This window comes from Burkholderiales bacterium (assembly GCA_023511995.1).
Taxonomy (GTDB): domain Bacteria; phylum Pseudomonadota; class Gammaproteobacteria; order Burkholderiales; family Thiobacteraceae; genus Thiobacter.
In genome coordinates, this window is record JAIMAL010000010.1 from 66514 (window position 1) to 90005 (window position 23492).

Here is a 23492-nt window from a genome sequence, read left to right on the forward strand (position 1 = left end):
CAAAGGGGGATCAGGGGGCGGCGGCAGGAAGCCGCCGCGCGCCATCGAACCGGCGGGCCCAGTAGGCTTCGCGCAGGCTGGAGATCATCACCTCGCCCGTTTTGCTGCTGGAGGCGTGGATGAATTGCTGGTTGCCGAGATAAATCCCCACGTGGGAGAAGGCCCGGCGCAGGGTGTTGAAGAAGACGAGGTCGCCGGGCTTGAGCTCCTTAAGCCCGATTTCCCTCCCCAGGCGGGCGATGGCTTCGGCGCTGCGGGGCAGATCGATGCCCGCCACTTCGCGGAAGACGTGGCCGACGAAGCCGCTGCAGTCGAAGCCCCGTTCCGTATCCCGCCCACCATAGTGGTAGGGCGTGCCGGTGAGGCTTAGGGCGTAGAGGGTGACATCGGCGGCCGGCGAGCCCGGCACACTCGCCTCTTCCGCCCCCGGCGGGGCGAAGGTGAGCTCCTCTCCGCGGCAGGGGAGGGCGAGGGCGAGCGCCAGCACGACGGCATAAATCTTCGCAGCCATGGCGGCAATGATAAACGCAAAACCGGGCGGGAAGTCAAAGGGCCGGGCGGGCGGGAGGCATTTCCGCTATGATTGGACCGACGCCAAAGAAGGAGCCCTTTTATGTCCGCCACCCCTGAACAAATCCGCGACGAGGCGGCTGCGACCGCCGCCGCGAGTCCCGATCTGCGCGCCGCCGTGCGCGATCTCACCCTGCGCGCCCTCACTTCCCGCTCCCTGGATCTGCCCCAGGTGAGGCAGGTCCTGGCGGCCGTCACCGAGGGCCTCGCCCTCGGCTTGGCGCAGCGGGGCGGCGAGGTGAAGGCCGCCGCCAGGGATGCGCTCGCCGGTCTGGATGAGGCCGTGCAAAAATCCGCCGAAGCCACCAAGCTCGCCGTCGAGCAGCTCATCGCCGAAGGCCAGGCCCTTACCCAGGAGGATTTCCGCCCGGTGCTGGAAGACCTCAGGCGACTGGAACAGACCTTCCTCGATGCGGTGCGGACAGCGAGCAGCCGGGCGAGCGACCGGGTAAGACAGGCCCTCGCCGATTTCGCGGTCCATGCCCAGCGCACCGGCACCGATACCGGCCGGGTGGTGGCGCACACCGTGGAGGCGCTGGGCAACCGCCTCACCCCCGCGGTGAAAAGCGGGGCGGCGCAGGGGGCGGCGGCCGCGGGTGAGCTGGCGCGGCGGCTTGCGCTGGTGGCAAGCGGTGTGCTCGCGGGCATGGCCGAGGCCCTCAGGCAAAAGGCGGCAGGAAACAGGAAAGGCGACTGATGCTGTGGGAGACGATCAGTGTGGTGCGGGATTTCCCTCGCCTGCACGAGATCAGCTCCGTGCTCATCCGCCATGGCCTGGGTGATCTGGTGCGGCGCCTGGGGCTGGTGGGCGTCCTGGAGCGCGCCGGACGGGTCCTCCACTGGAAGGAGGAATCCGAACTCATGCATCTGGCTCCACCCCAGCGTTTCCGACGCATGCTGGAGGAGCTGGGCCCCACCTATGTGAAACTGGGCCAGGTGCTCGCCACGCGCGTCGATCTTCTGCCGCCCGCCTGGATCGCCGAGCTGGAACGCCTGCAGGACCAGGTGCCACCGGTGCCCTTCGAGGCCATCCTTCCGGAGATGACGGCGGCACTGGGGCGCCCAATTGAGGAAGTCTTTCCCCACCTCGATCCCAAGCCGCGCGCCGCGGCCTCCATTGCCCAGGTGCACGAGGCGGTGCTCAAGGATGGCACGCCGGTGGTGGTCAAAGTGCGCCGGCCGGGCATCGTGCCCAAGGTGGAAGCCGATCTACGCATCATGGGTCATCTTGCCGCGCTGCTCGAAGCGGAGATTCCGGAGTCCCGCCGCTATCAGCCACGCCGCGTGGTGCAGCAGTTTGCCAAGTCGCTGCGGCGGGAGCTGGACCTCGCCGCCGAGGCGCGGGCGGTGGAGCGCTTCGCCGAGCTCTTCGCAGACGATCCGACGGTGGTCATCCCCCGCGTGTATTGGGATTACACCTCCACCGTGATGAATGTGCAGGACCGCATCGACGGCATCCCGGGCAACCGGCTGGACCTGGTCGATGCCGCGGGGCTTGACCGGCGCCTGCTTGCCGTGCGGGGGGCCAATGTGGTGCTGAAGATGGTCCTCATCCACGGCTATTTCCACGCCGATCCCCATCCGGGCAACGTGTTCTATCTGCCGGACCATCGCCTGGGGTTGATCGATTTCGGCATGACGGGGCTTTTGACCCTGGAGCGTCGCAACCAGATCATGGATTTGCTGGCGGCCCTGCTGCGCAAGGACGAGCAGGCGCTTCTGGAGGTGATCCTGGAATGGACCGGCGATGGGCCGGTGGACGAGGCGAGGCTTGCCGCCGATCTCATCGAGTTCGTCTTCAACTATTCCAGCGTGCAGTTGCGGGACATCAGCATGGGCCGGCTGCTGTCGGAGCTCACGGTGATCATGCGCGAGCATCAACTGGTTTTGCCCCCCGATCTCACGCTGCTTTTCAAGGCACTCATCACCCTGGAGGGTCTGGGTCGCCAGCTCGACGGGAGCTTCGACATGGGGGAGCATGTGGAACCCTTCATCCATCAGGTCCTGCCCCTGCGTTATTCGCCCCAGGCCATCGCCCGGCGCGCCGAGCGAAGCGTGCGGGAGATGGTCAACGTGCTCATGGGCCTGCCCCGTGATCTGTCGCGCTTCTTCAAGGAACTGCGCAAGGGCAGGGCACACATCGATCTGGATCTCAAACGCCTGGAGCGCTTCGGTCACCAGCTCGACCGCGCCACCAGCCGGCTGACGCTGGGCATCCTCACCGCCAGCCTCATCATCGGCTCCTCCATCGTCATGACCATCGAGGGGGGCCCCAAGATTTTCGGCATGCCCATTTTGGGTTTTTTCGGCTTCCTGCTCGCCGTCATGAACAGCATCTGGCTCGTTTTCTCCATCTGGCGGTCGGGGCGTGACTGAAGGCGTCTGCGGTTTCTTGCGGGGAAGGAAAGCATTTCCATGGCGCCCCTGTTTCTGCCCCACCCGCGGCTTGATGAGCTGATCCGGCTGCTCCTCGCGCAGGGATTTGCCGTCATCGGTCCCCGCGTGCGGGAGGGCATGATCGCCTATGGCGAGATCGCGGCCGCTGCCGAGCTGCCCTGGGGCTGGCACGATGCCCAGGGACCGGGCTTCTACCGGCTCACCCGCTCCGATGCTCCGCGCTGCTTTGCCTGGGCGAACGGTCCCCAGGCCATCAAACCCTTTCTCTTCGCGCCGCAGGAGACGCTCTGGCGGGCGGAGAAAAAGGATGGCTGTCTCGTCTTCACGCCGGTGACGCCCGCACCGCGGCCCCTCGCCTTTCTCGGCGTGCGCGCCTGTGATCTGGCGGCTGCCACCATCCAGGACCGGGTGTTTCTCGGTCAGGCGGTGGTCGATCCTTACTACGCCGCCCGCAGCGAGGAGCTGTTCGTCATCAGCGTCAACTGCACCCATCCGGCGGCGACCTGTTTCTGCGCGTCCACGGGCGATGGACCGCAGGCCACTGCCGGCTTCGATATTTCCCTCACCGAACTTGACGACGGTTTCCTCGCCGAGGTGGGCACGCAAGCGGGCCGCGATCTTCTCGCGGCGCTGCACCTTGCGCCGGCCACGGCTGCCCAGCAGGCCGAAGCAGCGCAGGCACTGGCGCACGCGGCGCAGGTGCAGACGCGGGCGCTGCCCGGGCGCAATCTGGCGGCCGCACTTTTTTCCCGCCTGGAGCATCCCCGCTGGGATTGGGTGGCGCAACGCTGTCTCGCCTGCGGCAACTGCACCCAGGTTTGTCCCACCTGCTTCTGCCATGCGGAGGAGGATCGGCCCGCCCTCGATGGGAGCGGCACGGTGCACGAGCGACGGTGGGATTCCTGTTTCAGCGCCGGCCATGCCTGGTTGCATGGTTTCCAGGTGCGTCCGGAAATCCGCCATCGCTACCGCCAGTGGCTTTTGCACAAGCTCGCCGGCTGGCACGAGCAATTCGGACGCAGCGGCTGTGTGGGCTGTGGGCGTTGTATTGCCGCCTGCCCGGTGGGCATCGATCTCACGGAAGAAGTCGCCGCTTTGCTGGCGGAGGCGGACCATGGCGGTTAATCCCTATCTGCCGCAACCGGCGCGCATCCTGGAACGGCGCCAGGAATCGGCGACCATCTTCACCCTGCGCCTGCGTTTCGAGGATCCCGTGCTGCGGGAAACCTACCGCTTCCAGCCCGGCCAGTTCAACATGGTTTACCTGCACGGGGTGGGGGAGGTGCCCATTTCCATCGTTTCCGATCCGGAGTGGGAGGGGGTGTTCGACCACACCATCCGCCGGGTGGGGCGCGTGACGGAAGGCCTTGCCGCGCTTAAGGAGGGCGATTGCGTGGGCATCCGCGGCCCCTATGGCAGGGGCTGGCCCCTCACCGAGGCGGAAGGGCGCGATGTCTTGATCATCACCGGCGGGCTTGGCTGCGCGCCGGTGGTCTCCGTGATCCAGTACGTCATCCGGCGCCGCCGCCGTTTCGGCAGGCTGACCATCATCCAGGGGGTCAAGCACAGCGAGGACCTCATCTACCGGGATCAGTACGAAGCCTGGGCGCAGATGCCCCACACCGACGTGCACGTGGCGGCCAATGTGGCGCAGGGTCACTGGCCCTGGCACGTGGGCCCGGTGACCGAGCTCATCGCCCAGGCGGCGCCGGACCCCGGACGCACGGTGGCCATGATGTGCGGGCCGGAGGGCATGATGCTGACCGCATCCAAGCTGCTCCTCGCCAAGGGTATGTCCGCGGAGGCCATCTTTCTTTCCCTGGAACGCAACATGCAATGCGGGCTGGGGCACTGCGGGCATTGTCAGATCGGTGGCAAATTCGTCTGCCGCGACGGGCCGGTGTTCAGATTCGCGGAAATCCGCGGGCTGTTGGGTGTGCGGGGGTTCTGATGCAGAAGCCCCGGGTGGCGGTGCACAAGTTCGCATCCTGTGACGGCTGTCAGCTTGCCTTCCTCAATGCGGGGGAGGCGCTGCTCGCCCTTTCCCGGCGCGTCACCTTCGTCCATTTCGCCGAGGCCGGCGTGGTGGATCCGCAAGCCGAAGCCGACATCGCCTTCGTCGAAGGCAGCATCACCACGGCGGAGGACGTGCAGCGCATTCAGGAGGTGCGGGCGAGGAGCCGCTTTCTCGTCAGCATGGGCACATGCGCCACCGCAGGGGGCATCCAGGCCCTGCGCAATGGCCGCATGCAGGGCGCGGATTGGCTGAAGCGTATCTACCCCGGCGCCTTGAGCCTCGCCGCGCTCGACACTTCCACCGCCATCGCGGAACACGTGAAGGTGGACCTGGAACTGCCGGGCTGCCCGGTGACCACCCGCCAGGTGCTGGCGGCCATCGCCGACCTGCTGCTGGGGGTAACACCCCGGCCCGCAAGTGACCCTGTCTGTTTCGAATGCAAACGCGCCGGACACCCCTGTGTGCTGGTGATACGCGGTGAACCTTGCATGGGGCCCGTCACCCTGGGTGGCTGTGGCGCCCTGTGTCCCGGTGTGGGGCGCGCCTGTTATGGCTGCTTTGGACCGGCCGGGCAGGTGAACGGGGCCGCCTTGGCCGCGCGGCTGCGCACCCTGGGGCTGGATCAAGCAGCGGTGCGCGCCCGCTTTCTGTTCATTGCCGCCGGGGCGCCGGCCCTGCGCCAGGCAGTGGAGAAGGAAGATGACGGAACGGCGTGAGCTTGCCATCGAGGTGCCGGTGCTGGCCCGCGTGGAAGGCGAGGGGGCGCTCGAGCTTTCCATCCGCGATGGGCGCATCGAGGCGCTTCGCCTAAACATCTACGAGCCGCCGCGGCTCTTCGAGAAACTGCTGGAAGGCCGCAGCTACGAGGAGGTGCCGGATACCGTGGCCCGCATCTGCGGCATCTGCCCGGTCGCCTACCAGATGAGTGCCGTGCGTGCCATCGAATCCGCTTTCGCTGTAGAGGTCACCCCCTGGATAGCGGCCATGCGCCGCCTCTTCTATTGCGGTGAGTGGATCGAATCCCATGCCCTGCACATCCATCTCCTCGCGGCGCCGGATTTCTTCGGCTTGAACAGCGTGCTGGAGCTGGCGGAAAAGCAGCCGGAGGCGGTGCGCCGGGGCCTTGCGCTGCAGGCGCTGGGTAACGAAATCATCCGCTTTCTCGGGGCGCGGTCCGTGCATCCGGTGGGTGCCCGGCCCGGCGGCTTTCACCGTGCGCCGACCCGGGGGGAGACCTCCGCGTTGCGGGACAAACTCATCGCCGCCCTGCCCGAGGCCGAAGCCCTGGTCCGCTGGTGTGGGGCGCTGCCACTGCCGGAGGATCACCAGGATTTCGAATGTGTGAGTGTTGTCGAGCCCGGTACCTATCCCATGATGGGGGAGCGGATCATCTCCTCCCGCGGCCTTGACATCGCGATCGCCGAATTTGCCGAGGTGTTCGAGGAACGCCAGGTGCCCCATTCCACCGCCCTGCATTGCCTGCTGCGGGGCGAGCTCTATCTGGTGGGGCCGCTGGCCCGCCTCAATCTGCACTGGTCGCGCCTGCCCGAGGCGGTGCGCAAGGTGGCGCAGGCAACGGGTGTGCGCTGGCCGTCGGACAACATGTACCACAGCGTGGTGGCGCGGGCGGTGGAAATCCATTACGCCCTCATCGAGGCGATCCGGCTCCTCGAAGCCTATGAGGAAACCGCCGCCCCCTGGGTGCCCCTCACGCCACGCGAGGCCGAGGGGTGCGGGGCGACGGAGGCGCCGCGCGGCCTGCTGTGGCATCAGTACCGGTTCGATGCCTCAGGCCGCGTGCTGCGCGCGCGCATTGTGCCGCCAACGAGCCAGAACCAGGCGCGCATCGAGGCCGATCTCGTAGCGAATCTGACCGCCTTCGGCCTTGAGCGGGAGGAGGCCGCGCTGCGTCAGCGGGCCGAACAGGTGATCCGCAACTATGATCCCTGCATCTCCTGCGCCACCCATTTTCTGCGCCTTGAGGTCAAGCGGTCATGAAGCGGGCGGTAATCTGTGTGGGTTCGCCCTTTGGCGACGACGCGCTGGGGCTTGTTGCCGCGCCCCTTATCGAGGCACGGCTTTCTCCCCTCGGGGTGCCGGTGCTGGCGTTGGATCGGCCCGGGGTGCGGCTTTTGCCGATGCTCAAGGGCATGGAGGAAGTGGTGTTCGTGGATGGGGTGAGAAGCGGTGCGCCGCCCGGGACGGTGCATCGTTTCACGGAGGAGGCGGTGCTCGCGTGTCTTGCCCGCCATACCTCGACCCATGGCTTCGGGCTGGCGGAGGCGGTGGCCTTGAGTCGGCGTCTTGACCAGGGGCCGGACCGCTTGTTTCTGTTTGGTATCGAAATCGGCCGCGCCGAAGGCGAGGGCCTCACGCCGGCCACGGCAGCCGCTCTGCCGCGGCTGGTGGCGGCGGTGTGCGCGGCGGTGAGGGAAGGGGAACGGCAATGAGGCGATGGTTGTGGCTTGTGTGGCTTTTGGCGGGCTGTGCCTTTGCGCAGGAGCGGGTCGAGGTGATTCCGTTACGCTATCGCACGGCGCAGGAGCTGATTCCCCTCATTCAGCCTCTGCTGGGGCAGACGGGGGCAGTGACCGGCCTGCAGAACAAACTCATCGTGCGCGCCACGCCGGAGAAGCTTCTGCAGATCCGGGAAGTGGTGGCAAGCCTGGACGAAGCGCCCCGCCGGCTTTTGATTACGGTGCGCATGGGGGGCACGACGGCCGGGGAGGATGCCGGCGCGGCGGTGTCGGGGCGCATCGGGGCGGGGGGCGAAGTGGAGGCGCGGGTGTGGTCCAATCGCGCCGCCGGCGAGCGGGAGGACGAACAACGCCTACAGGTGCTGGAGGGCCACCGGGCCTTCATCCGCACCGGTGTCGCCGTGCCTTACCGCAGCCGGATCGTCACCCGCGATGCCTGGGGGCGCACCGTGGTGCAGGAGGGCACCGAGTACCGGGACGTGGACAGCGGCTTCGAAGTGGTGCCACGCCTGGCCGGAGATCGGGTCATGCTGGACATCACGCCCCGGCGCAGCCGCCTCACCGATGACCGCAGCGTGGCCGTCGAGGCCGCCGCCACGCGGGTTTCCGGCCGGCTGGGGGAGTGGATCGAGCTGGGAGGCGTGGGGACCTCGGCTGAGGCGCAGGGCCGTGGCATCGTCTATGGCACACGGACACAGGAAGAGACGGCCACCCGCATCCAGGTGAAAGTGGAGCTCCTGCCCTAGGGCGGGGGCGCAGGTGCGCCCAGATGAAATCCCTGCGCTTTGTGAAAACCCGCCGCCTTCGCCGCCTCCAGCATTTCCGCCGATTCGATGCCTTCCGCCACCAGCCGGTAGCCCGCATCGGCAATGAGGCGCGCCAGATCCCGCACCAGTCGCCGACGCTCGGCATCGGGCATCTGCCGGTCGGGGTCCGGCAGACCGATCAGGAAAGCGCCGCCCATGGCCGGATGGGGGCGCGGAAGGTGGGGTAGGATGGCGGCAGCGCCACTGCTGTGACCGACGAGGACGACCACCCGGTGGCCCCGCCTGGAGAGCCATTCCGTCCAGGCGCCGACTTCGTCCACCTCCATTTCGAAGGTGTGGGTGTGCACCGCCTCGCACGGCAGGCTGCGGCGGCGGGATGACACGTTGAGCGTGAGGGTCGGGCGCAGCACGGTGTATCCCGCGCCGGCCAGCGTATCGGCGAGCGCCGCCACGGTGGCGAAATCCCGCGTCTGCAGAAAACCGTGGATGACCATCACGGCGGGCAGTCCCGCGCCCCCCGGCTGGTATTCCGCGGTGGCGAGCCTCCCGTTGGGCGCAGCCATGCGCACGACTTCGGCCGCACCAGGCGGGGCAAGGAGCAGGAGACAGACGAAAACGAGCCCCGTCACGGGTCGCTTGAGGACGAAAGCGGGCATGGGGCCAGATATTACCAGGCTTCAGTCATCCTCTCTGGATGCAATTCCCGGCCCTCAGTCCGACGGGCTGCTAGGCAAAAAGCGTGGGGAAGGGGGTACTAATAATACCGGAGCGCCCCGATGGATTTCGTCGGGAGCGCATCTCCCGAAGAAAACAACCGGCCAGGAGGAACCCCATGCTTGACAAGAACAAATGGCGTCTTAGGGTGCTCGCAGCCGCATTCGTCATTGGCGGTTGCGCGCAGACGGCAACCACCCCGAAGGCGAGCAGCCCGACGGCCACCCCGTCGCCCAGCGCGGCGACAGTGGGCACGCCGAAGAAAGTCGATGTCAAATGGCCGAGCCTGATCGTCCACCTGCATGGTGGGAACGGCAAGGCGTATCTGGTGGACCCGGCCACCGACAGTGTCGTCGCCGCCCTGGATACGGAAAAGGGGGCGGCGCTGGGGAGCACCACGCCCGACGGGCGCAAGGTCTATGTGGGTGCGGAAGCCCCGGGCAAGGAGACGGTGACGGTGATCGATCTGGAAAAGCGCGCCGTTTCCGCGAGGATCAAGACCGGCAACCGCCCGAAACATCCCCTGGTCAGTCCCGACGGCAGGCTGGTAATGGTCAATCACTGGGGGCTTGACGATGGCAAGCTGCGGGTGAGCTTCATCGACGTGGCGACGGACAGGGTCGTCAGGAACATCGAGCTCGATGTCGCGGGCAAGCCGGGCGGCCCGACATCGATGCACAATGCGTGGAGCTACGATTCCCGTTATGCCTTCACCGTCGATCGTGTCGACGATCACTTCGTGATCATCGATACCCGTGACTGGTCGGTGAAGCGGATCAAGATGCCCTCGAAGCCCCATTATCCGGTGCCAAGCCCGGATGGCCGTGAAGTCTGGGTGGTGGTGGAAGGCAAGGATCGTGAGCAGAACCTGCCGGGTGCGTTGGTCTATTCCGTGGGCGGCTTCGAGAAGATCGCCGAGGTGAAAATGCCCTTAACCGGGCAAGGGGTGATCGAGGGGCACCATGGCAACTTCACCCAGGATGGCAGGTATTTCTTCATCCTCAACCGCGGGCCGGGCAATAAGCTCGAAGGCAGCGAGGTCGCCGTCTTCGACGCCGCCACCAAGAAACTGGTGACGCGCATCGAGACCGGCTCCACCGGCATCGGCCATACCTACAACACGCCCGATGGCAGATACGCGGTGGTCACCAACTACGGCAACAACGTGGTGTCCATCATCGACAACACCCAGAACTTCAAGCTCGTCAAGAACCTCACGGTGGGCAAGGGACGGATGGGGCACATTGCCTTCACCCGCGATGGCCGCTATGGCTACCTCTCCAATGCCGGTGATGGCAATCTGCACAAACTCGACATGCAGACTTTGAGTGTCGTCAAGGAAATCAAGACGGGGGATGCGCCCGGCGCCTCCCAGGTGCTCAACGTGTGGACCAACGTCTTTGAAGAGCTGCCCCGCTGAATCGCTGATTCTGCCGGGGATCACGGCGGTCTTTTTCCGGGGAGAAGCCGGAGGCGGTGGGTGGCCGTGTTAGCATTGCCCCACCGCCATGACCGACGTCGAGCATTTCTTTGCGCCGGATGGCCCGCTGGCGCGGGCCATCGCCGATTTCCGCTGCCGCCCGCAGCAGATCGCCATGGCGCGCCTCATCGCGCAGGCGATTGCCGACCGCGCGCGCCTTCTGGTGGAGGCGGGCACCGGCACGGGCAAGACCTTTGCCTATCTGGTGCCGGCCCTTACCCGCGGCGGCAAGGTGATCGTCTCCACTGGCACCAAGACGCTGCAGGATCAGCTTTTCCTGCGGGACATCCCCCTGTTGCGGCAAGCCCTTGGACTCCCGGTCACCGTGGCCATGCTCAAAGGGCGGGCCAACTATGTCTGCCACTATCACCTCAAACGGGCAAAGGAGGAGGGACGTTTCCTCGACCGCCAGGATGCCCGCCATCTTCCCCGCATCGAGCGCTTTGCGCGCACCACGCAAAGCGGTGACAAGGCGGAGTGTGGCGAGGTGCCGGAAACTGCCAGCATCTGGAATTACGTCACCTCCACCCGTGACAATTGTCTCGGTGGCGACTGTCCCCACCTCCCGCAATGCTTCGTCATGGAGGCGCGCCGGCGGGCGCTGGCCGCGGACGTGGTGGTGGTCAACCATCATCTTTTTCTTGCCGATCTGGCCCTGCGCGATGGCGGCGTCGCCGAACTGCTGCCCGTGGCGGACACCATCATCCTCGACGAGGCCCATCAGTTGCCGGAGCTTGCGGGGCTGTTCTTCGGCAGCAGTGTGAGCGGCGGCCAGCTCATGGAATTGGCGCGCGACAGCCGCGCCGAGGCGCTCGCCCATGCGGGCGGGGCGGCGCCTCTTCTTGAGGCCGCCCAGGCACTGGAAAAAGCGGTGCGGGATGTGCGACTTTGCCTGCCTCGGGAAGGCTGGCGCGCCCCCGCCACGCGGGCACTTGCGGTTGCGGATTTCGCCTTTGGGCTGGCGCGACTGGAAGCGGCGCTGGGCGAACTTAAGGCAGCGCTTGCCGCCCATGCCGATCGTGCGCCCGGGCTGGACAACTGCCGCCTGCGGGCAGAGAACCTGGGCGAGGGCGTGCGCCGCTGGCGGGAGGGGAGTGAGGCGGACGCGGTCTGCTGGGTGGAGGCGGCCACCCACGGCTTTGCCCTGCATGCTACGCCCCTTTCCGTGGCGGAGCCCTTGCGGGCGCAGATGGAAGGTCAGCCGCGGGCATGGATATTCACCTCCGCCACCCTGGCGGTGAAGGGCGATTTCAGTCACTACCAGGCGCTCATGGGGCTTGCCGATGCGCGTACCGCCGCCTTCGACAGCCCCTTCGATTACGCGCGGCAGGCGCTGCTCTATGTCCCCACGGGGCTACCCGATCCCAACGGTCCCGATTACACCCGCGCCGTGGTGGAGGCGGCCTTGCCCCTCATCGAGGCCGCCGGCGGACGCGCCTTTTTCCTCTTCACCAGCCTGAAGGCGATGCGGGAGGCGTACGCGCTTCTGCAAGCGGCCTTCCGCGAGCGGGCACTGGATTTTCCCCTCCTCCTGCAGGGCGAAGGTTCCCGCACCGAACTCCTGGAACGCTTCCGCCGGCTGGGCAATGCCGTGCTGGTGGCCTGTCAGAGCTTCTGGGAAGGGGTCGATGTGCGGGGGGCGGCGTTGTCCCTGGTGATCATCGACCGCCTGCCCTTCTCGCCGCCGGACGATCCCGTGCTGGCCGCGCGCATCGAACGCATGAGCCGCGAGGGGCGCAATGCCTTTCTGGAGTACCAGTTGCCCAATGCCGTCATTCAGCTCAAGCAGGGGGCGGGCCGACTCATCCGCGATGAAGCCGACCGCGGCGTGCTCATGATCTGCGATCCGCGGCTCATTGACAAACCCTACGGCCGGCGCATCTGGCAGAGTCTGCCCCCCATGCGCCGCACCCGCGACGGGAGGGAGGCCGTGGGGTTTTTCTTGAGCGGGGTGCCTGAGCGCCTGGCGCGGCCCTCGAGCCCATGAAAGGCGCCGGTAGCGCGCAGTGGCCTCTGCGCGGCTTTTTCCCCGCCCGAAGGAGACGACACAGGCGCTCCCCGTCTGCCCTGCGCTGGCTGGTCTCGGGCCTGATGGCGCTTTGCTCCTGGATTTCGCTGCCGGCTGCTGCCGAAGTCGTCGCCCGCATGGTGCTCATGACCCTGCCGGTGGCGGGCGTGCAGTATCACGCGGGCAAAGCGGTGTGGGGGCAGTTGCGGGTGGGCGATGCCCTCACCCTGGAGCGGGAGCCGGACAATCCCTACGATCCCCGCGCGGTGCGGGTGCTGTGGCAGGGCCACATGCTGGGCTACGTGCCCCGCGCCGGCAACGAGACGGTTGCCCGCCTGCTGGATCAGGGGGTGCGCCTTGCCGGGCGCATCACCCATCTTCAGCCCGGGCGTTCCCATTGGGCACGCATCCAGTTCGAGGTGATCATCGAGCCCTGAGGCGGCGATCGGGTACAATGCGGGGCTTTGTCTTTGCCGGATTAGCTATGGCTTCTGCCTTGCCCCTCATCTTCGATACCTCGCTGGAAGAGTTCGACCAGGCGGTGCTGGCTGCCTCCCACGAGACCCCCATCCTGGTGGATTTCTGGGCGGAATGGTGTCCCCCCTGTGTGGTGCTTGCGCCCGTCCTGGAGAAGGTCGTCGCCTCCTACGGCGGCCGGGTGCGGCTGGCGAAGGTGGAGGTGGACGAAGGCGAGAACATGAAGCTTGCCGGCCGCTATGGCCTGCGGGGTTTCCCCACCGTGTTGCTGTTCGTCAACGGGGAAGAGAAGGCGCGTTTCGCCAGCGCCCGCCCCGAAGGCTGGCTGCGGGATTTTCTCGAAAAGCACGCCGGACTGTGAGCGGGGAAAGCCCCGCCCCGGCTGCGCAAATCGTTAAGACAGCAGGAAAAATCCGCCTATAATGGACGCCGCTTGCTGGCTGCGCAAACCATCCATGACCTTCGAAGCACTCGGCCTTTGTCCCGAAATCCTGCGTGCCCTGGCGGAGGCGGGGTACACGGAACCGACGCCCATCCAGGCCCAGGCCATTCCCGTGGTCCTCTCCGGTCGCGACGTGATGGCGGGCGCACAAACGGGCACCGGCAAGACGGCCAGCTTCGCCCTGCCCATGCTGGAAACCCTGCGCGTTTACGCCAACACCAGCACCTCGCCGGCCCGGCATCCGGTGCGGGCCCTCATCCTCACCCCCACCCGGGAGCTTGCGGCGCAGGTGTACGAGAACGTGAAGACCTATGGCAAATATCTGCCGCTGCGGGTGGCGGTGGTCTATGGCGGCGTCAACATGGAGCCCCAGATTGCCGAGCTCATGAAGGGCGTGGAAATCCTGGTGGCGACCCCCGGCCGGCTTTTGGATCATCTGCAAAACCGCAGTGTGAATCTGTCGCAGGTGGAGTTCCTCGTCCTGGATGAAGCCGACCGCATGCTGGATATGGGCTTCATGCCGGACATCCGGCGCATTCTCGGTCACCTGCCGGCAAGGCGGCGGACACTGCTGTTCTCTGCCACCTTTCCCGAGGAAATCAAGAAGCTGGCGCGGGAATTCCTGCGCGATCCCGTCACCATCGAAGTGGCGCGACGCAACACCACGGCGGATACGGTCATCCAGATCGCCTATCGGGTGCCCAACGAGCAGAAACGGCGGGTTCTCGTGGACATCGTGCGCAGCCGTGGCCTGCCCCAGGTGTTGGTATTTACCAATACCAAGCTGGGCGCCAACCGTTTGAGCCGGGAGCTGGAGCGGGCCGGCATCGCTGCCACCGCCATCCATTCCGACAAGACCCAGCAGGCCCGCATGCAGGCATTGGAGGATTTCAAGGCAGGGCGGGTGACGGTGCTGGTGGCCACCGACATCGCCGCCCGGGGGCTCGATATCGACGACCTTCCCTGTGTGGTGAATTACGAGCTGCCCTTCAACCCGGAGGACTATGTCCACCGCATTGGCCGCACCGGCCGGGCGGGGGCCTCAGGGCTGGCGATTTCCCTGGTGAGCCCCGAAGAAAAGAAACTGCTGGCCGAGATCGAGAAATTCATCAGGCGGGAGCTGCCACTGGAGCCGCCTCCACCCGTGGAAGTGGGGACGAGCTCGCCGCTTTCCCCGCCCACCGCGGAAGGGGAATCCCGCCGTGCCCCGCGCATGGAGTCGCTTCCTCCCCGGCCCGGGACGAGGAAACGGGAGATCCCCGCGCTACTCCTGCCCCCACGGCAGAGTGCCGGGGAGGGCGACGACTGATTCTTTGTTTTCCTCCCCTTGCGCTTCCGGTGCCCCGGGGGCGGGCGCTTCGGCCAAGATGGCCTGCGGCGCCTCGCTACGCGGGGCCGGGTTGGCGGGTTCCTCATCCTCGAGCTTTTCCCGCGGCGGATTGCCGTCATAGACCAGGCTGCGGCGATGCTGGATATAGGCATCGCGCAGGAAGGTGTAGGGGTCGAGGGCCGCTTCGTCCAGCACCTTCTCCGCATCCAGAAGCTGCGCCCGACGGTCGATGAAGCGCAGCACACTCAGCGTGTTGCGGGTGGGCACATGGTCGAGATTCAGCACCGGGTCGAGCCGATAGTAGGCGGCAAGCCCCACGGTGTCCCGCAGGTTGCTCGGGCCGAGGATGGGGAGCATGAGGAAGGGCCCATCGCCGATACCCCAATAGCCCAGCGTCTGGCCGAAATCCTCGTCGTGCTTTTCCAGCCCGAAGGAGGTGGCCACATCGAACAGCCCGGCAATGCCGAAGGTGGTGTTGAAGGCGACACGCGCCACGTCGGAGACCGCATCGCGGAACTTGAACTGCAAGAGGTTGTTGAGGGCGATGAGCACGTCATCGATGTTGGAGAAGAAATTGGTCACCGCAGTGCGCACGGGTTGCGGCAACACGGTCTTGTATCCCTGCGCCACCGGCTTGAGCACCGCCTTGTCCACGGCGTCGTTGAAGTGGTAGATGCCCCGGTTCAGGGGTTCCAGGGGATCGCGGGGATCGGTGGTGGCACAGCCGGCAAGGGAAAGCAGGAGGGCGCCGGCGAAGACGGCGGGCTTCAGGGAAAAACGAGGGCGCATGGTTTTTCTTCCGTAGGGCTTCAAGTCTTTATTCAGCGCAAAATGGCCGCGTCATGATAGCAGGAGGCCGCCCCTGTCACCAAGCGGCGCGGCGTGGCCGGCCCGAACGGCGGTCACGGGCGGCCTTGGGGGACGCAACCCCCCGTCTTTTCCCGGTAACGGCAGGGGTGGAGGTTTCTTGAGGGTTTTCTCTTAAGTCGGGCCTAAACCTTTTGCGCCTGTTGCCGCTAAAGCCCATGGCGACCCGATTCCACAGGGTGGGCGCCATGAGTGTCTCCTTCCCGCAGGGAGGGGGCGGTGGCAGAGGACGTGTTTTCACTGAAGGCACAGATGGCACTCAAGGGCATTACCATCGGAACCCTGGCGCGCAAGGCTGGGGTCAACATCGAAACCATCCGCTATTACCAGCGGCGGGGCCTGTTGGAGGAACCGCCCAAACCGGCCCAGGGCTATCGGCTCTATCCGGTGCAGGCGGTGGCGCGCGTGCTGTTCATCAAGCGGGCGCAGCGGCTGGGGTTTTCGCTGGAGGAGATCGGCAATCTGCTGCGGCTGGGCGATGGCGACTGCCGGGAGGCAAAGGCCCTCGCCCTGCAGAAACTCTCCGTCATCGAAAGCCGCCTGGAGGATTTGCAGCGCATGAAGCATACCCTGCAGGAACTCATCGCCCGCTGCGATGCTGGCTTGAACGCTGCCGGCTGTCCCATCGTCTCTAGCCTTGCCGACCGGGAATTCGAAGTCCGCTGAGGATCATGCCTTGCCGCCCCGAAGGGTGAAGGGAAGCGCTGGCGCCTCCGGCGGCGGGAAGTTACCATCGGGGCATGATCGCTTCCCCCCTCGTGCTCGCCGCCGACTTTGGCGGTACCAAGACCGCCGTCTGTCTCGCCGCGGTTTCCCAGGATATGCCGCGGGAGATCATCCACGAGGCCCGTTTCGACAGCGTCGCCTGGTCCTCGGCCACGGCGCTGATCAGCGCATTCCTCAACGGCCTGCCCCGACCCCAGGCGGCCTGCCTTGCCCTGGCCGCGCCGGTGGAGGGGCGCCGGGTGCGTCTCACCAATCTTCCCCTCTGGGTGGATGCCGATGAGATCGAAGCGGTCTGCGGCATTGCCCATGTCCACCTCATCAACGATTTCGTCGCCACGGGCTATGGCATCGAGGCGCTTGCGCCCAGCGACCTGTTGACGCTGCAGGTCGGCGAGCCCGTTCTTCACGCACCCCGCGCCGTCCTCGGCGCGGGCACGGGGCTTGGCGAAGCCCTTCTCGTCTGGCAGGGGGATCACTACGCCGTGCTCCCCTCGGAGGGGGGACATGTGGATTTCGCGCCCACGGACGAGGAGCAGATCGGCCTGTGGCGTTTCCTGAGCCAACGTCATGGCCATGTTTCCTACGAGCGCATTCTCTCGGGACCGGGCCTTGTGGCGCTCATGGAATACGTCTGCGGCGATCAGGGCATGGCTTGCGACCTCGCCCGGGCGATCCGGGAGGAGGGTGCGGCGGCGGTCACCCACGCCGCGCTGGAGAGGGGAGATGCGCTGGCGGACCGGGCGCTGGAGCTCTTCTGCCGCATCTACGGCGCCCAGGCCGGCAATCTCGCCCTTACCGCCTGGGCGAAAGGCGGCGTGTATCTTGCCGGGGGCATCGCGGCGCGCCTGCCGGCGCGCCTGGCAGCCAGTGGCTTTCTCGAGGCCTTCCGCGCCAAGGGGCGTTTCCGGCAGGCCATGGAGCGCTTTCCCGTGCACCTCGTGTTGCGGCCGGACACGGCCTTAAAGGGTGCGCTGCGGCTCGCCGAGCGAGGTCTGCCGGCCGCCGGGCAGCGGATCGGAGTGTTTCATGGCCTGGCAGGCGCAGGGCGGCGCGAGGCGAGCCGGGCGTCGCGGCGGACGCGCTCGTAGAACGCCTCGCGACGCAGCCGGAGCGGGCGGCGATCGGGCACCTCCCCTTCGTACCAGACCGCCTTCAGCTCCCGCGGCAGCTGCGCCGCGACCTGGTCCGCCTCCTCCGGAGTGAGCCGGTCGCGGAGCGCATGGAAGACGGCGCCCGTGGCGCGCTTGGCGGCTTCGAGACGGGTCTCGCCCGTGGCCGCCAGCACGGTCCGGTAGAACGCCTGCGGGGTCATCGCGCTTTCCGGGCCCGGACGGTGAGCACCGGACAGCCGGCGGTGGCGATGACGCGCTCGGCCACGCTGCCCAGGAAGAACTTGGCCACCGCACCGCGGCCGTGCGTCCCCATGACGATCAGGTCGGCGCCCCGGGCCCGCGCCGTCCGCACGATCTGTTGCGGGGCCGAGCCCTCCGCCACCACGGCCCGCGCCTTCACGCCGGCCCGGGCGGCCCGGGCCATCAGGCGGTCGAGCCCCTTGCGCGCGTACTCCCGCGACGACCTCTGGATCTGCTCCCAGGTGCTCGGGCTCACGTAGCCGTCTGGCCCGAGCGGCAGGACGTCGTCGATGACGTGAAGCAGGATCAACTCGGCCCGGCTGCTCCGCGCCAGGTCCAGCGCCCGGGCGAAGGCCGGGGCCGACGCGCTGGAGAAGTCCGACGGGTGGAGGATTCGACGGAACGTCTTCGGCATCGCTGCGCCTCCTCAGCCGAGGTCCCGTCGCCGCGCCTCGAACTCCTCGCGGCCGATCTCCCCGCGGGCGTACCGCTCGCGCAGGATCTCCAGCGCGGTGTCGCGTCCAGGCCGCCGGTCGGCCGTCAGGAGCCAGCGGACCGCGAGGACCAAAGCCGCGATGACGAGCCCCCAGAACACCAGCATCGTGAGCATCATGATCAACCCGCCGGCGCCCCACATCCAGGCCATCGGATGCATGCCCCACTCCCACGGCCGCTCCTGGGCCCCCGCCGGCGCCGGGAGCAGGACGATCCCGAGGCCGGCGGCCCGGGCGGCCGCCGCCGTGGCTGCGTCGACCCGGCGCATCAGGCCGATCCCGCCGTCGCGACGACCGGAGCGACGAAGCCGGCGGCGAACGCGCGGAGGAAGTCGGACTCGGTGACGATGCCGACCAGCCGGTCGCCGCTGACCACCGGCAACGCTCCGATCTTGTGGTCGAGCATGATCCGGGCCGCCTCCCGGGCGTCCAGCTCGGGCTCGACCACGATGAGGGACTTCGACATGACCTCGCCGCCGGTCAGCCGGGCCAGCAGGTAGGTGATCTCCCACACCGACAGGCTGGTGGCCGGCGACGGCAGGTTCAGGCGGATGTCGCGGTCGGTCACGATCCCCAACAGCCGCGGTCCGTCCACCACCAGCAGGTGGCGGATCCGGTGCCTGGCCATCAGGTCCCGCGCCTCCAGGACCGGCGTGCGGGGGTCGATCGTGACCGGGCTGCGACTCATGAGGTCGGCGACACGCATGGCTCGTTCCTTCTCAGTGACCCGCCAGGTACTCGAACACCGGCGGCCAGATCAGGGTCGTGGCGATCCCGACCCCGACCAGAAACACGATCAACCAGCGAGACACCTCCAAATCGCGCCGGCCGATCGTGAAGTGCAAGACGACCCAGCTTCCCAGCCACGCCCCGAGCGACAGCGTCTCCTTGCCCGAGTACGGCCCGATGCCTTCGGCCCCGGGCATCCACAGCTTGCCGATCCCGTGCACCCAGGTGTTGAAGGCCGGGGAGGCCGCGGTGAAGACGTTGACTACCGCCAGCGTCAGCATTCCGAGCATCGCTGACAGCAGCGCGGCCACGGCGGCTCCGCCGGGGACCGGCGGCCGCAGCCGCCCCCATGAGGCTTCGATGTAGCCCTCGTCCCGTTTGGTCTCCAGTGTCCCCGCGCTCATCTCGTCCTCCCCGCTACGCCGGACGTAGCTTCGTGACGGCAGCGCCCAGCCCGAACGCGATCACAAGGTAGAAGAACGACAGCCCGAGCAGGACGGCCACGCTGTAGCGGAGCCACCGACGCTCGACGACCTGCCGGCCGTAATGCCAGAGGATGAAGGCGGCGGCCACGGTGAGCGGCAGGGTAAAGAGCGCCGCGAACTCCTTGAACTCGAAGAAGATGCGATGCACCTCGGGCATCGTTGTCAGGAAGTACGACCGCGGGCTACCAGGAGTGTTCGCACGGTAGTAGATGTAGAGCCAGTTGCCGGCCACGATGGCCAGGAACGACAACGTGGCCGAGACCGTGGCCAGCAGTTGCAGATCCGCGAAAGCCCGGATGCGACCGGTCATCAGGCGCCAGCCCAGGTAGAGGCCGATCGTCCCGACGAAGAGGTAAAGAAAGGCCGTGAGGCCGTGCAGGGCCGCCGGCAGGGCCGCCGCGCCGGATCCCAGCAGTTTGTTGATCGGGGCGGTTGCCGCCGTAAAGGCCAGGGCGGACCCGATGAGGATCCCCACCACCGCCGCCAGCGATGCGGTCGACGCTTCGCGCATCTCCTGGAGCTCGTCGTCACGGGTCATCGACCTTCCCCCTTCCACCGGCCCTGCCGTCTCACGATCGCACGCGCTCGGCGACCTGCGCCACCGTTTGGCGCATCATCAGCACCGGTAGGTCGGTGGACCTCAGGACCGCCTCGGCCACCGAGCCGAACAGCAGCCGCCCTAGCCCGCTCCGGCCGTGGGTCGTCATGGCCACCAGGTCGACTTCCAGCTCCCGCGCGGCGGTCGCGATCTCGGTCACCGGGTCGCCGCGCCGGACCACCGTCCGGACGCGCACGCCCCGGTCGCGGAGCTCGGCGGCCAGGCTGTCCAGGTATCGCTCGGCCTCCGCGCGGCGAGCCTCGGCGTCCTCCACTATCACCTGACGACTACCCTCCACGACGGACGGCGGGATGGGTACGATCACCTGAAGCAGCGCCACCTCGATGTCGAGCGGTCCCGCGATCTCCAGTACGAACGGCAGGATCGCCTCGGCCGTCTTCGACCCGTCCAACGGAACCAGAACCCGGTTGTACATGGCCTCCCTCGGGCGCCGCGGGCGGCGTCCGGTCGCTCACTGGGCCGCCGGCCGACCCCGCCAACCGGAGTCGGCTCACGTGCTGGAGAAGGGAAGCAACCCCCTGGCCGACGGCCGGACCCGGAATACCGCGCACTTGCTCGAGCCGGTGGCTCCGCGCGGTTGGGGTGCCGGCGCCGCGACGGGGCGCCGGTGCCTCAACGGTCGCGCTCCCGGCCGGGGGCCCCAGCACCCCAGGCTGGAGCCCACCCTCGATCCGCAGGCCTCCTCTTCCCGGGAGTCGCCGACCGGTCGAGTCGACCGGATTTTTCGCGGCATCCGTCCGGGCGCGGCAACGCCTCGGCCCCGGCGTGCGAGGCACGACCAGAAAGCCGTGCTGTCAACCGCTGACCCCGTTCGCGTCGCTGGTTCTGAGCCCGACCTCCAACGCTACCATCCGGTGCATCGGTGTTCTACCCCGCTCCCGACGGAAGCCGTTGCAAACCCGCCCTCGGAGGCGCTCGTGGATTCGGTCTACGTGTGGAACAAGCTGACCGCTTTGGATGGCACGCTGAGAACGGAGCCCGTCCGGGCCAAGGCGGAGATCTCGAAGCACCTGGAGGCGCTCACGATCGCCCCGTGGCCGGCCCCCAAGCCGCGCCGGAGGGGCGAAAAGCGGGCCGAGATCCGCGGTCGGTGAAAACCGATGGCCTCCTCGGGGACCAGGAGGCCGTGGTCGCTGCGGTCCATTGGTTGCGGGGGCTGGATTTGAACCAGCGACCTTTGGGTTATGAGGGCGTCGGCGCCGTCGACTCGGGACGACACCCGACCGAAGGAGCAGCAGTTTACGCGTCGCGCTTCCCTCCCGTTTGGTCGGCTGCCGGAGGGTCAACCCGGAAAATTCACGGAAAGTGCTCCGAGCCGGGTTCGCTATCCCGACGGCGCCTTGAGCGAGGCCTTGAACCCGATGCGGTTCACCGCTTCGATCAGCTGGTCGACGCCGACCTGTGCGGGGTCGAACGTGACCACGGCCTGCCTCTCCCGGAAGCTCACTCCCGCTCGGCTGACGCCTTTGAGCCCCTCCAGGGCCCGTTTGACCGCGAGCGGTCAGGACCCACAGGTCATCCCCTCGACGTTCAGGACGACGGTCGACGTCGCGGCCGCGGCGACGTGACCGAAAGCGGCCACGAGAACGACCACGATACAGACGAACCGCGCACGCTTCATCGATGCCCCTCCGGTCCGCGGCCCGCGTGGCCCCCCGACCCGCCGTTTTCGGTGAGGGCCGCGATGAGGTCTGACGTGAACTCGGGGAACTGATCGAGCGCGATCGCCGCCGCCACGACGAGACCCGCCATGACCAGCAGGCCGAGCGTCAGGCGGCTCCCGGCCATGCGGCAGGCGACGGCGCTGCACCGGCGACGCTCGCGCACGTAGAGCGCGAAACCGCCGACCACGCCGACGACGCCGAGCGGGATCAGGATCCACCGGTACTGCATCGTGGTCGCCATGAAGGCGCCGCTCCCGAGCCCGAGCACGATGATTAGCAATGGGAGGAGACAGCATAGCGACGACAGGACGGCGCCCGCCCAGGCGGTCACTGTCGGTTTTCAGAAGGTAGGGACCCCTCCGACCGGACTTTTTCAGAAGCATGGGACCCGCGGCCCGGGGGTTTTTCAAAAGCTTTCCCCCCTCACGTGACCTCGCGCTATGCCCCGGTTCGGCCCCTGATGGGGCCGGGAGGGGTGCATGGCCTATCGCGAGGTCAGGATGCTCGAGGTCAAGGAAGTCCTGCGGCTGTGGTTGGGGGGCGTCCCCAAGAAGCGGATCGCCGTTCAGCTGGGCCTCGACGTCAAGACGGTGCGGCGGTACATCGGGGCCGCGTGGGCCGCCGGCCTGCGGCGCAAGATGAGCGCCGACGCCGTCGACGACACGTTGCTCGCTGCGGTCGTGAGTACGGTGCAGCCGGGCACCGGTCGACCGCATGGCGACGGCTGGGCCGAGTGTGCCGCCCACCGCGCGGTCATTGAGGAGCACCTCCAGGCCGGCCGCCGTCTGTCCAAGATCCGGAAGCTCCTGCAGCGCCAGGGCGTGGTCGTCAGCTACGCCACGCTCCGGCGCTTCGCGATCGCCGAGCTGGGCTTCGGGCGGGCCACCCCGACGATCCCCGTCGCCGATTGCAACCCCGGCGAGGAGGTTCAGCTCGACACCGGCTGGATGACGCACCTGGCGGCCGATGCCACGGGTCGCCGCCGGCGCTTCCGCGCGTGGATCTTCACCGCGGTGCTCTCGCGCCACCGCTTCGTGTACCCGGTGCTGCGCGAGACGACCGAGACCGCGATCGAGGCCTGCGAGGCGGCCTGGGCATTCTTCCAGGGGATCTTCCGCGTCCTGATCCCGGATAACACCAAGGCGATCGTCCAGCAGGCCGATGCCCTGGAGCCGCACCTCAATCAGACCTTCCTCGAGTACGCCCAGGCGCGGGGCTTCGTGATCGATCCCACCCGCGTGCGCCGAGCCCGGGACAAGGCGCGCGTGGAACGCGCCGTGCCCTCCGTCCGCGAGGACTGCTTCGCCGGCGAGGTCCTCGCCGATCTGGACGCGGCGCGCGCCCACGCGCGGCAGTGGTGCTTGGAGGACTACGGGTTGCGTCGCCACAACCGCACCCTGCAGCAGCCCCGCGAGCACTTCGAGCAGGTCGAGCAGCCGCGGCTGCGGCCCGCCCCGACCGAGCTCTATGACATTCCGCTCTGGTGCGAGCCCAAGGTCGCGCCCGATCAACATGCCCAGGTTGCCCGCGCGCTCTACTCGCTGCCGACGGCGTACGTCGGCAAGACCCTCCGCGCCCGCGCCGACCAGTCCACGGTGCGCTTCTACGACGGCGCGACCTGCGTGAAGGTCCACCCGCGGATGCCCCCCGGCGGCCGGGCGCTGGACCGGGCCGACTTCCCGGTCGAGAAAACCATCTACGCCCTGCGCGACGTCGAGAGCCTCGGGCGGCAGGCCGACCGCCACGGCGCGGCCATCGGCGAGTTCGCCCGGGCGCTCTTGGCCGGGGACCTGCCGTGGACGCGGATGCGCCAGGTGTATGCGCTGCTCGGTCTGGTCCGTCGCTATGGCGACGGGCGGGTCAACGAGGCCTGTGCC

28 protein-coding genes and 1 pseudogene are annotated in these 23492 nt (G+C 67.6%); 17 read left to right on the plus strand and 12 right to left on the minus strand.

Translation table 11 applies throughout. The annotated features are described in order from the left end of the window. Positions 1 to 10 precede the first annotated feature (10 nt). Positions 11 to 511, minus strand: a complete 501-nt coding sequence (locus K6T56_06980) for a C40 family peptidase (GenBank protein MCL6556088.1) — start codon at positions 509 to 511, stop codon at positions 11 to 13. A 102-nt stretch (positions 512 to 613) separates the two neighbouring features. Between K6T56_06980 and K6T56_06985 the strand changes: the two genes are divergently transcribed. Genes K6T56_06985 through K6T56_07020 form a run of 8 tightly spaced genes read left to right on the plus strand, consistent with a single transcriptional unit; the run spans position 614 to position 8207 of the window. After that, positions 614 to 1267 (plus strand): hypothetical protein, encoded by a 654-nt coding sequence (locus K6T56_06985; protein MCL6556089.1) that lies wholly within the window; start codon positions 614 to 616, stop codon positions 1265 to 1267. Then, positions 1267 to 2946 carry a ubiquinone biosynthesis protein UbiB gene (locus K6T56_06990; protein ID MCL6556090.1) on the plus strand — a complete coding sequence of 560 codons (1680 nt, stop codon included), beginning with the start codon at positions 1267 to 1269 and terminating at the stop codon, positions 2944 to 2946. Before K6T56_06985 ends, K6T56_06990 begins: the two co-directional genes overlap by 1 nt. A 39-nt stretch (positions 2947 to 2985) precedes the next feature. Beyond that, entirely contained in the window at positions 2986 to 4092 is a 1107-nt protein-coding gene (locus K6T56_06995; protein MCL6556091.1) for a 4Fe-4S dicluster domain-containing protein, read from the plus strand. Beyond that, the gene (locus tag K6T56_07000) at positions 4082 to 4918 is read left to right on the plus strand and encodes an FAD/NAD(P)-binding protein (protein ID MCL6556092.1); all 837 of its coding nucleotides are present in this window, start codon (positions 4082 to 4084) and stop codon (positions 4916 to 4918) included. Before K6T56_06995 ends, K6T56_07000 begins: the two co-directional genes overlap by 11 nt. After that, positions 4918 to 5700, plus strand: coding sequence for a sulfhydrogenase subunit delta (locus K6T56_07005; protein ID MCL6556093.1), 783 nt, complete (start codon positions 4918 to 4920; stop codon positions 5698 to 5700). Before K6T56_07000 ends, K6T56_07005 begins: the two co-directional genes overlap by 1 nt. Beyond that, complete coding sequence (locus tag K6T56_07010) at positions 5684 to 6982, plus strand: nickel-dependent hydrogenase large subunit (GenBank protein MCL6556094.1); 1299 nt, start codon at positions 5684 to 5686, stop codon at positions 6980 to 6982. Before K6T56_07005 ends, K6T56_07010 begins: the two co-directional genes overlap by 17 nt. Then, positions 6979 to 7434 (plus strand): hydrogenase maturation protease, encoded by a 456-nt coding sequence (locus K6T56_07015; protein ID MCL6556095.1) that lies wholly within the window; start codon positions 6979 to 6981, stop codon positions 7432 to 7434. Before K6T56_07010 ends, K6T56_07015 begins: the two co-directional genes overlap by 4 nt. Beyond that, the gene (locus K6T56_07020) at positions 7431 to 8207 is read left to right on the plus strand and encodes a hypothetical protein (protein ID MCL6556096.1); all 777 of its coding nucleotides are present in this window, start codon (positions 7431 to 7433) and stop codon (positions 8205 to 8207) included. Before K6T56_07015 ends, K6T56_07020 begins: the two co-directional genes overlap by 4 nt. On the opposite strand, the gene K6T56_07025 is transcribed toward K6T56_07020, so the two are convergent. After that, positions 8204 to 8884 carry an EAL domain-containing protein gene (locus K6T56_07025; GenBank protein ID MCL6556097.1) on the minus strand — a complete coding sequence of 227 codons (681 nt, stop codon included), beginning with the start codon at positions 8882 to 8884 and terminating at the stop codon, positions 8204 to 8206. The two genes, K6T56_07020 and K6T56_07025, sit on opposite strands and share 4 nt — an antisense overlap. A gap of 176 nt (positions 8885 to 9060) precedes the next feature. On the opposite strand from K6T56_07025, the gene K6T56_07030 reads away from it, so the two are divergent. From K6T56_07030 to K6T56_07050, 5 genes are all read left to right on the plus strand, one after another. Then, positions 9061 to 10362: a hypothetical protein gene (locus tag K6T56_07030; GenBank protein ID MCL6556098.1), complete on the plus strand. Its 1302-nt coding sequence runs from the start codon at positions 9061 to 9063 to the stop codon at positions 10360 to 10362. A 175-nt stretch (positions 10363 to 10537) separates the two neighbouring features. Then, positions 10538 to 12409: an ATP-dependent DNA helicase gene (locus tag K6T56_07035; GenBank protein ID MCL6556099.1), complete on the plus strand. Its 1872-nt coding sequence runs from the start codon at positions 10538 to 10540 to the stop codon at positions 12407 to 12409. Between the two features lie 104 nt (positions 12410 to 12513). Further along, positions 12514 to 12867, plus strand: coding sequence for an HIRAN domain-containing protein (locus K6T56_07040; GenBank protein MCL6556100.1), 354 nt, complete (start codon positions 12514 to 12516; stop codon positions 12865 to 12867). Between the two features lie 47 nt (positions 12868 to 12914). Continuing rightward, complete coding sequence (locus K6T56_07045) at positions 12915 to 13268, plus strand: thioredoxin fold domain-containing protein (GenBank protein ID MCL6556101.1); 354 nt, start codon at positions 12915 to 12917, stop codon at positions 13266 to 13268. Positions 13269 to 13329: 61 nt separating this feature from the next. After that, positions 13330 to 14658: a DEAD/DEAH box helicase gene (locus K6T56_07050; protein ID MCL6556102.1), complete on the plus strand. Its 1329-nt coding sequence runs from the start codon at positions 13330 to 13332 to the stop codon at positions 14656 to 14658. On the opposite strand, the gene K6T56_07055 is transcribed toward K6T56_07050, so the two are convergent. Then, positions 14614 to 15468 carry a VacJ family lipoprotein gene (locus K6T56_07055; GenBank protein MCL6556103.1) on the minus strand — a complete coding sequence of 285 codons (855 nt, stop codon included), beginning with the start codon at positions 15466 to 15468 and terminating at the stop codon, positions 14614 to 14616. The two genes, K6T56_07050 and K6T56_07055, sit on opposite strands and share 45 nt — an antisense overlap. A gap of 330 nt (positions 15469 to 15798) precedes the next feature. On the opposite strand from K6T56_07055, the gene merR reads away from it, so the two are divergent. Together merR and glk are read left to right on the plus strand one after the other, a co-directional pair. Then, on the plus strand, positions 15799 to 16212 hold the full coding sequence (gene merR / locus K6T56_07060) for an Hg(II)-responsive transcriptional regulator (protein ID MCL6556104.1): 414 nt from the start codon (positions 15799 to 15801) through the stop codon (positions 16210 to 16212). A 74-nt stretch (positions 16213 to 16286) separates the two neighbouring features. Next, entirely contained in the window at positions 16287 to 17360 is a 1074-nt protein-coding gene (gene glk / locus K6T56_07065; GenBank protein ID MCL6556105.1) for a glucokinase, read from the plus strand. Here glk and K6T56_07070 read toward each other — a convergent pair. The 7 genes from K6T56_07070 to K6T56_07100 form a co-directional block, all read right to left on the minus strand. After that, on the minus strand, positions 17297 to 17584 hold the full coding sequence (locus K6T56_07070) for a DUF2267 domain-containing protein (GenBank protein ID MCL6556106.1): 288 nt from the start codon (positions 17582 to 17584) through the stop codon (positions 17297 to 17299). The genes glk and K6T56_07070 overlap by 64 nt on opposite strands. Further along, positions 17581 to 18039, minus strand: coding sequence for a universal stress protein (locus K6T56_07075; GenBank protein ID MCL6556107.1), 459 nt, complete (start codon positions 18037 to 18039; stop codon positions 17581 to 17583). The genes K6T56_07070 and K6T56_07075 overlap by 4 nt, the downstream gene beginning before the upstream one ends. A 12-nt stretch (positions 18040 to 18051) precedes the next feature. Further along, entirely contained in the window at positions 18052 to 18279 is a 228-nt protein-coding gene (locus tag K6T56_07080; protein MCL6556108.1) for an SHOCT domain-containing protein, read from the minus strand. Between the two features lie 107 nt (positions 18280 to 18386). Next, on the minus strand, positions 18387 to 18824 hold the full coding sequence (locus K6T56_07085) for a CBS domain-containing protein (protein ID MCL6556109.1): 438 nt from the start codon (positions 18822 to 18824) through the stop codon (positions 18387 to 18389). A 13-nt stretch (positions 18825 to 18837) separates the two neighbouring features. Next, on the minus strand, positions 18838 to 19251 hold the full coding sequence (locus tag K6T56_07090) for a hypothetical protein (protein MCL6556110.1): 414 nt from the start codon (positions 19249 to 19251) through the stop codon (positions 18838 to 18840). A 13-nt stretch (positions 19252 to 19264) separates the two neighbouring features. Further along, a complete protein-coding gene (locus K6T56_07095; protein MCL6556111.1) occupies positions 19265 to 19870 on the minus strand; it encodes a hypothetical protein in 606 nt (201 codons plus the stop codon). 31 nt (positions 19871 to 19901) lie between these two features. Continuing rightward, positions 19902 to 20366 carry a universal stress protein gene (locus K6T56_07100; protein ID MCL6556112.1) on the minus strand — a complete coding sequence of 155 codons (465 nt, stop codon included), beginning with the start codon at positions 20364 to 20366 and terminating at the stop codon, positions 19902 to 19904. Positions 20367 to 20868: 502 nt separating this feature from the next. Here K6T56_07100 and K6T56_07105 point away from each other — a divergent pair. Then, positions 20869 to 21045, plus strand: coding sequence for a hypothetical protein (locus K6T56_07105; protein MCL6556113.1), 177 nt, complete (start codon positions 20869 to 20871; stop codon positions 21043 to 21045). Between the two features lie 230 nt (positions 21046 to 21275). Here K6T56_07105 and K6T56_07110 read toward each other — a convergent pair. Both K6T56_07110 and K6T56_07115 read right to left on the minus strand, forming a co-directional pair. Next, a pseudogene (locus K6T56_07110) lies at positions 21276 to 21446 on the minus strand (heavy-metal-associated domain-containing protein). A 122-nt stretch (positions 21447 to 21568) separates the two neighbouring features. Then, entirely contained in the window at positions 21569 to 21856 is a 288-nt protein-coding gene (locus tag K6T56_07115) for a hypothetical protein (protein ID MCL6556114.1), read from the minus strand. Between the two features lie 238 nt (positions 21857 to 22094). On the opposite strand from K6T56_07115, the gene K6T56_07120 reads away from it, so the two are divergent. Continuing rightward, a partial coding sequence (locus K6T56_07120) for a hypothetical protein (protein ID MCL6556115.1) occupies positions 22095 to 23492 on the plus strand: 1398 nt, incomplete at its 3' end.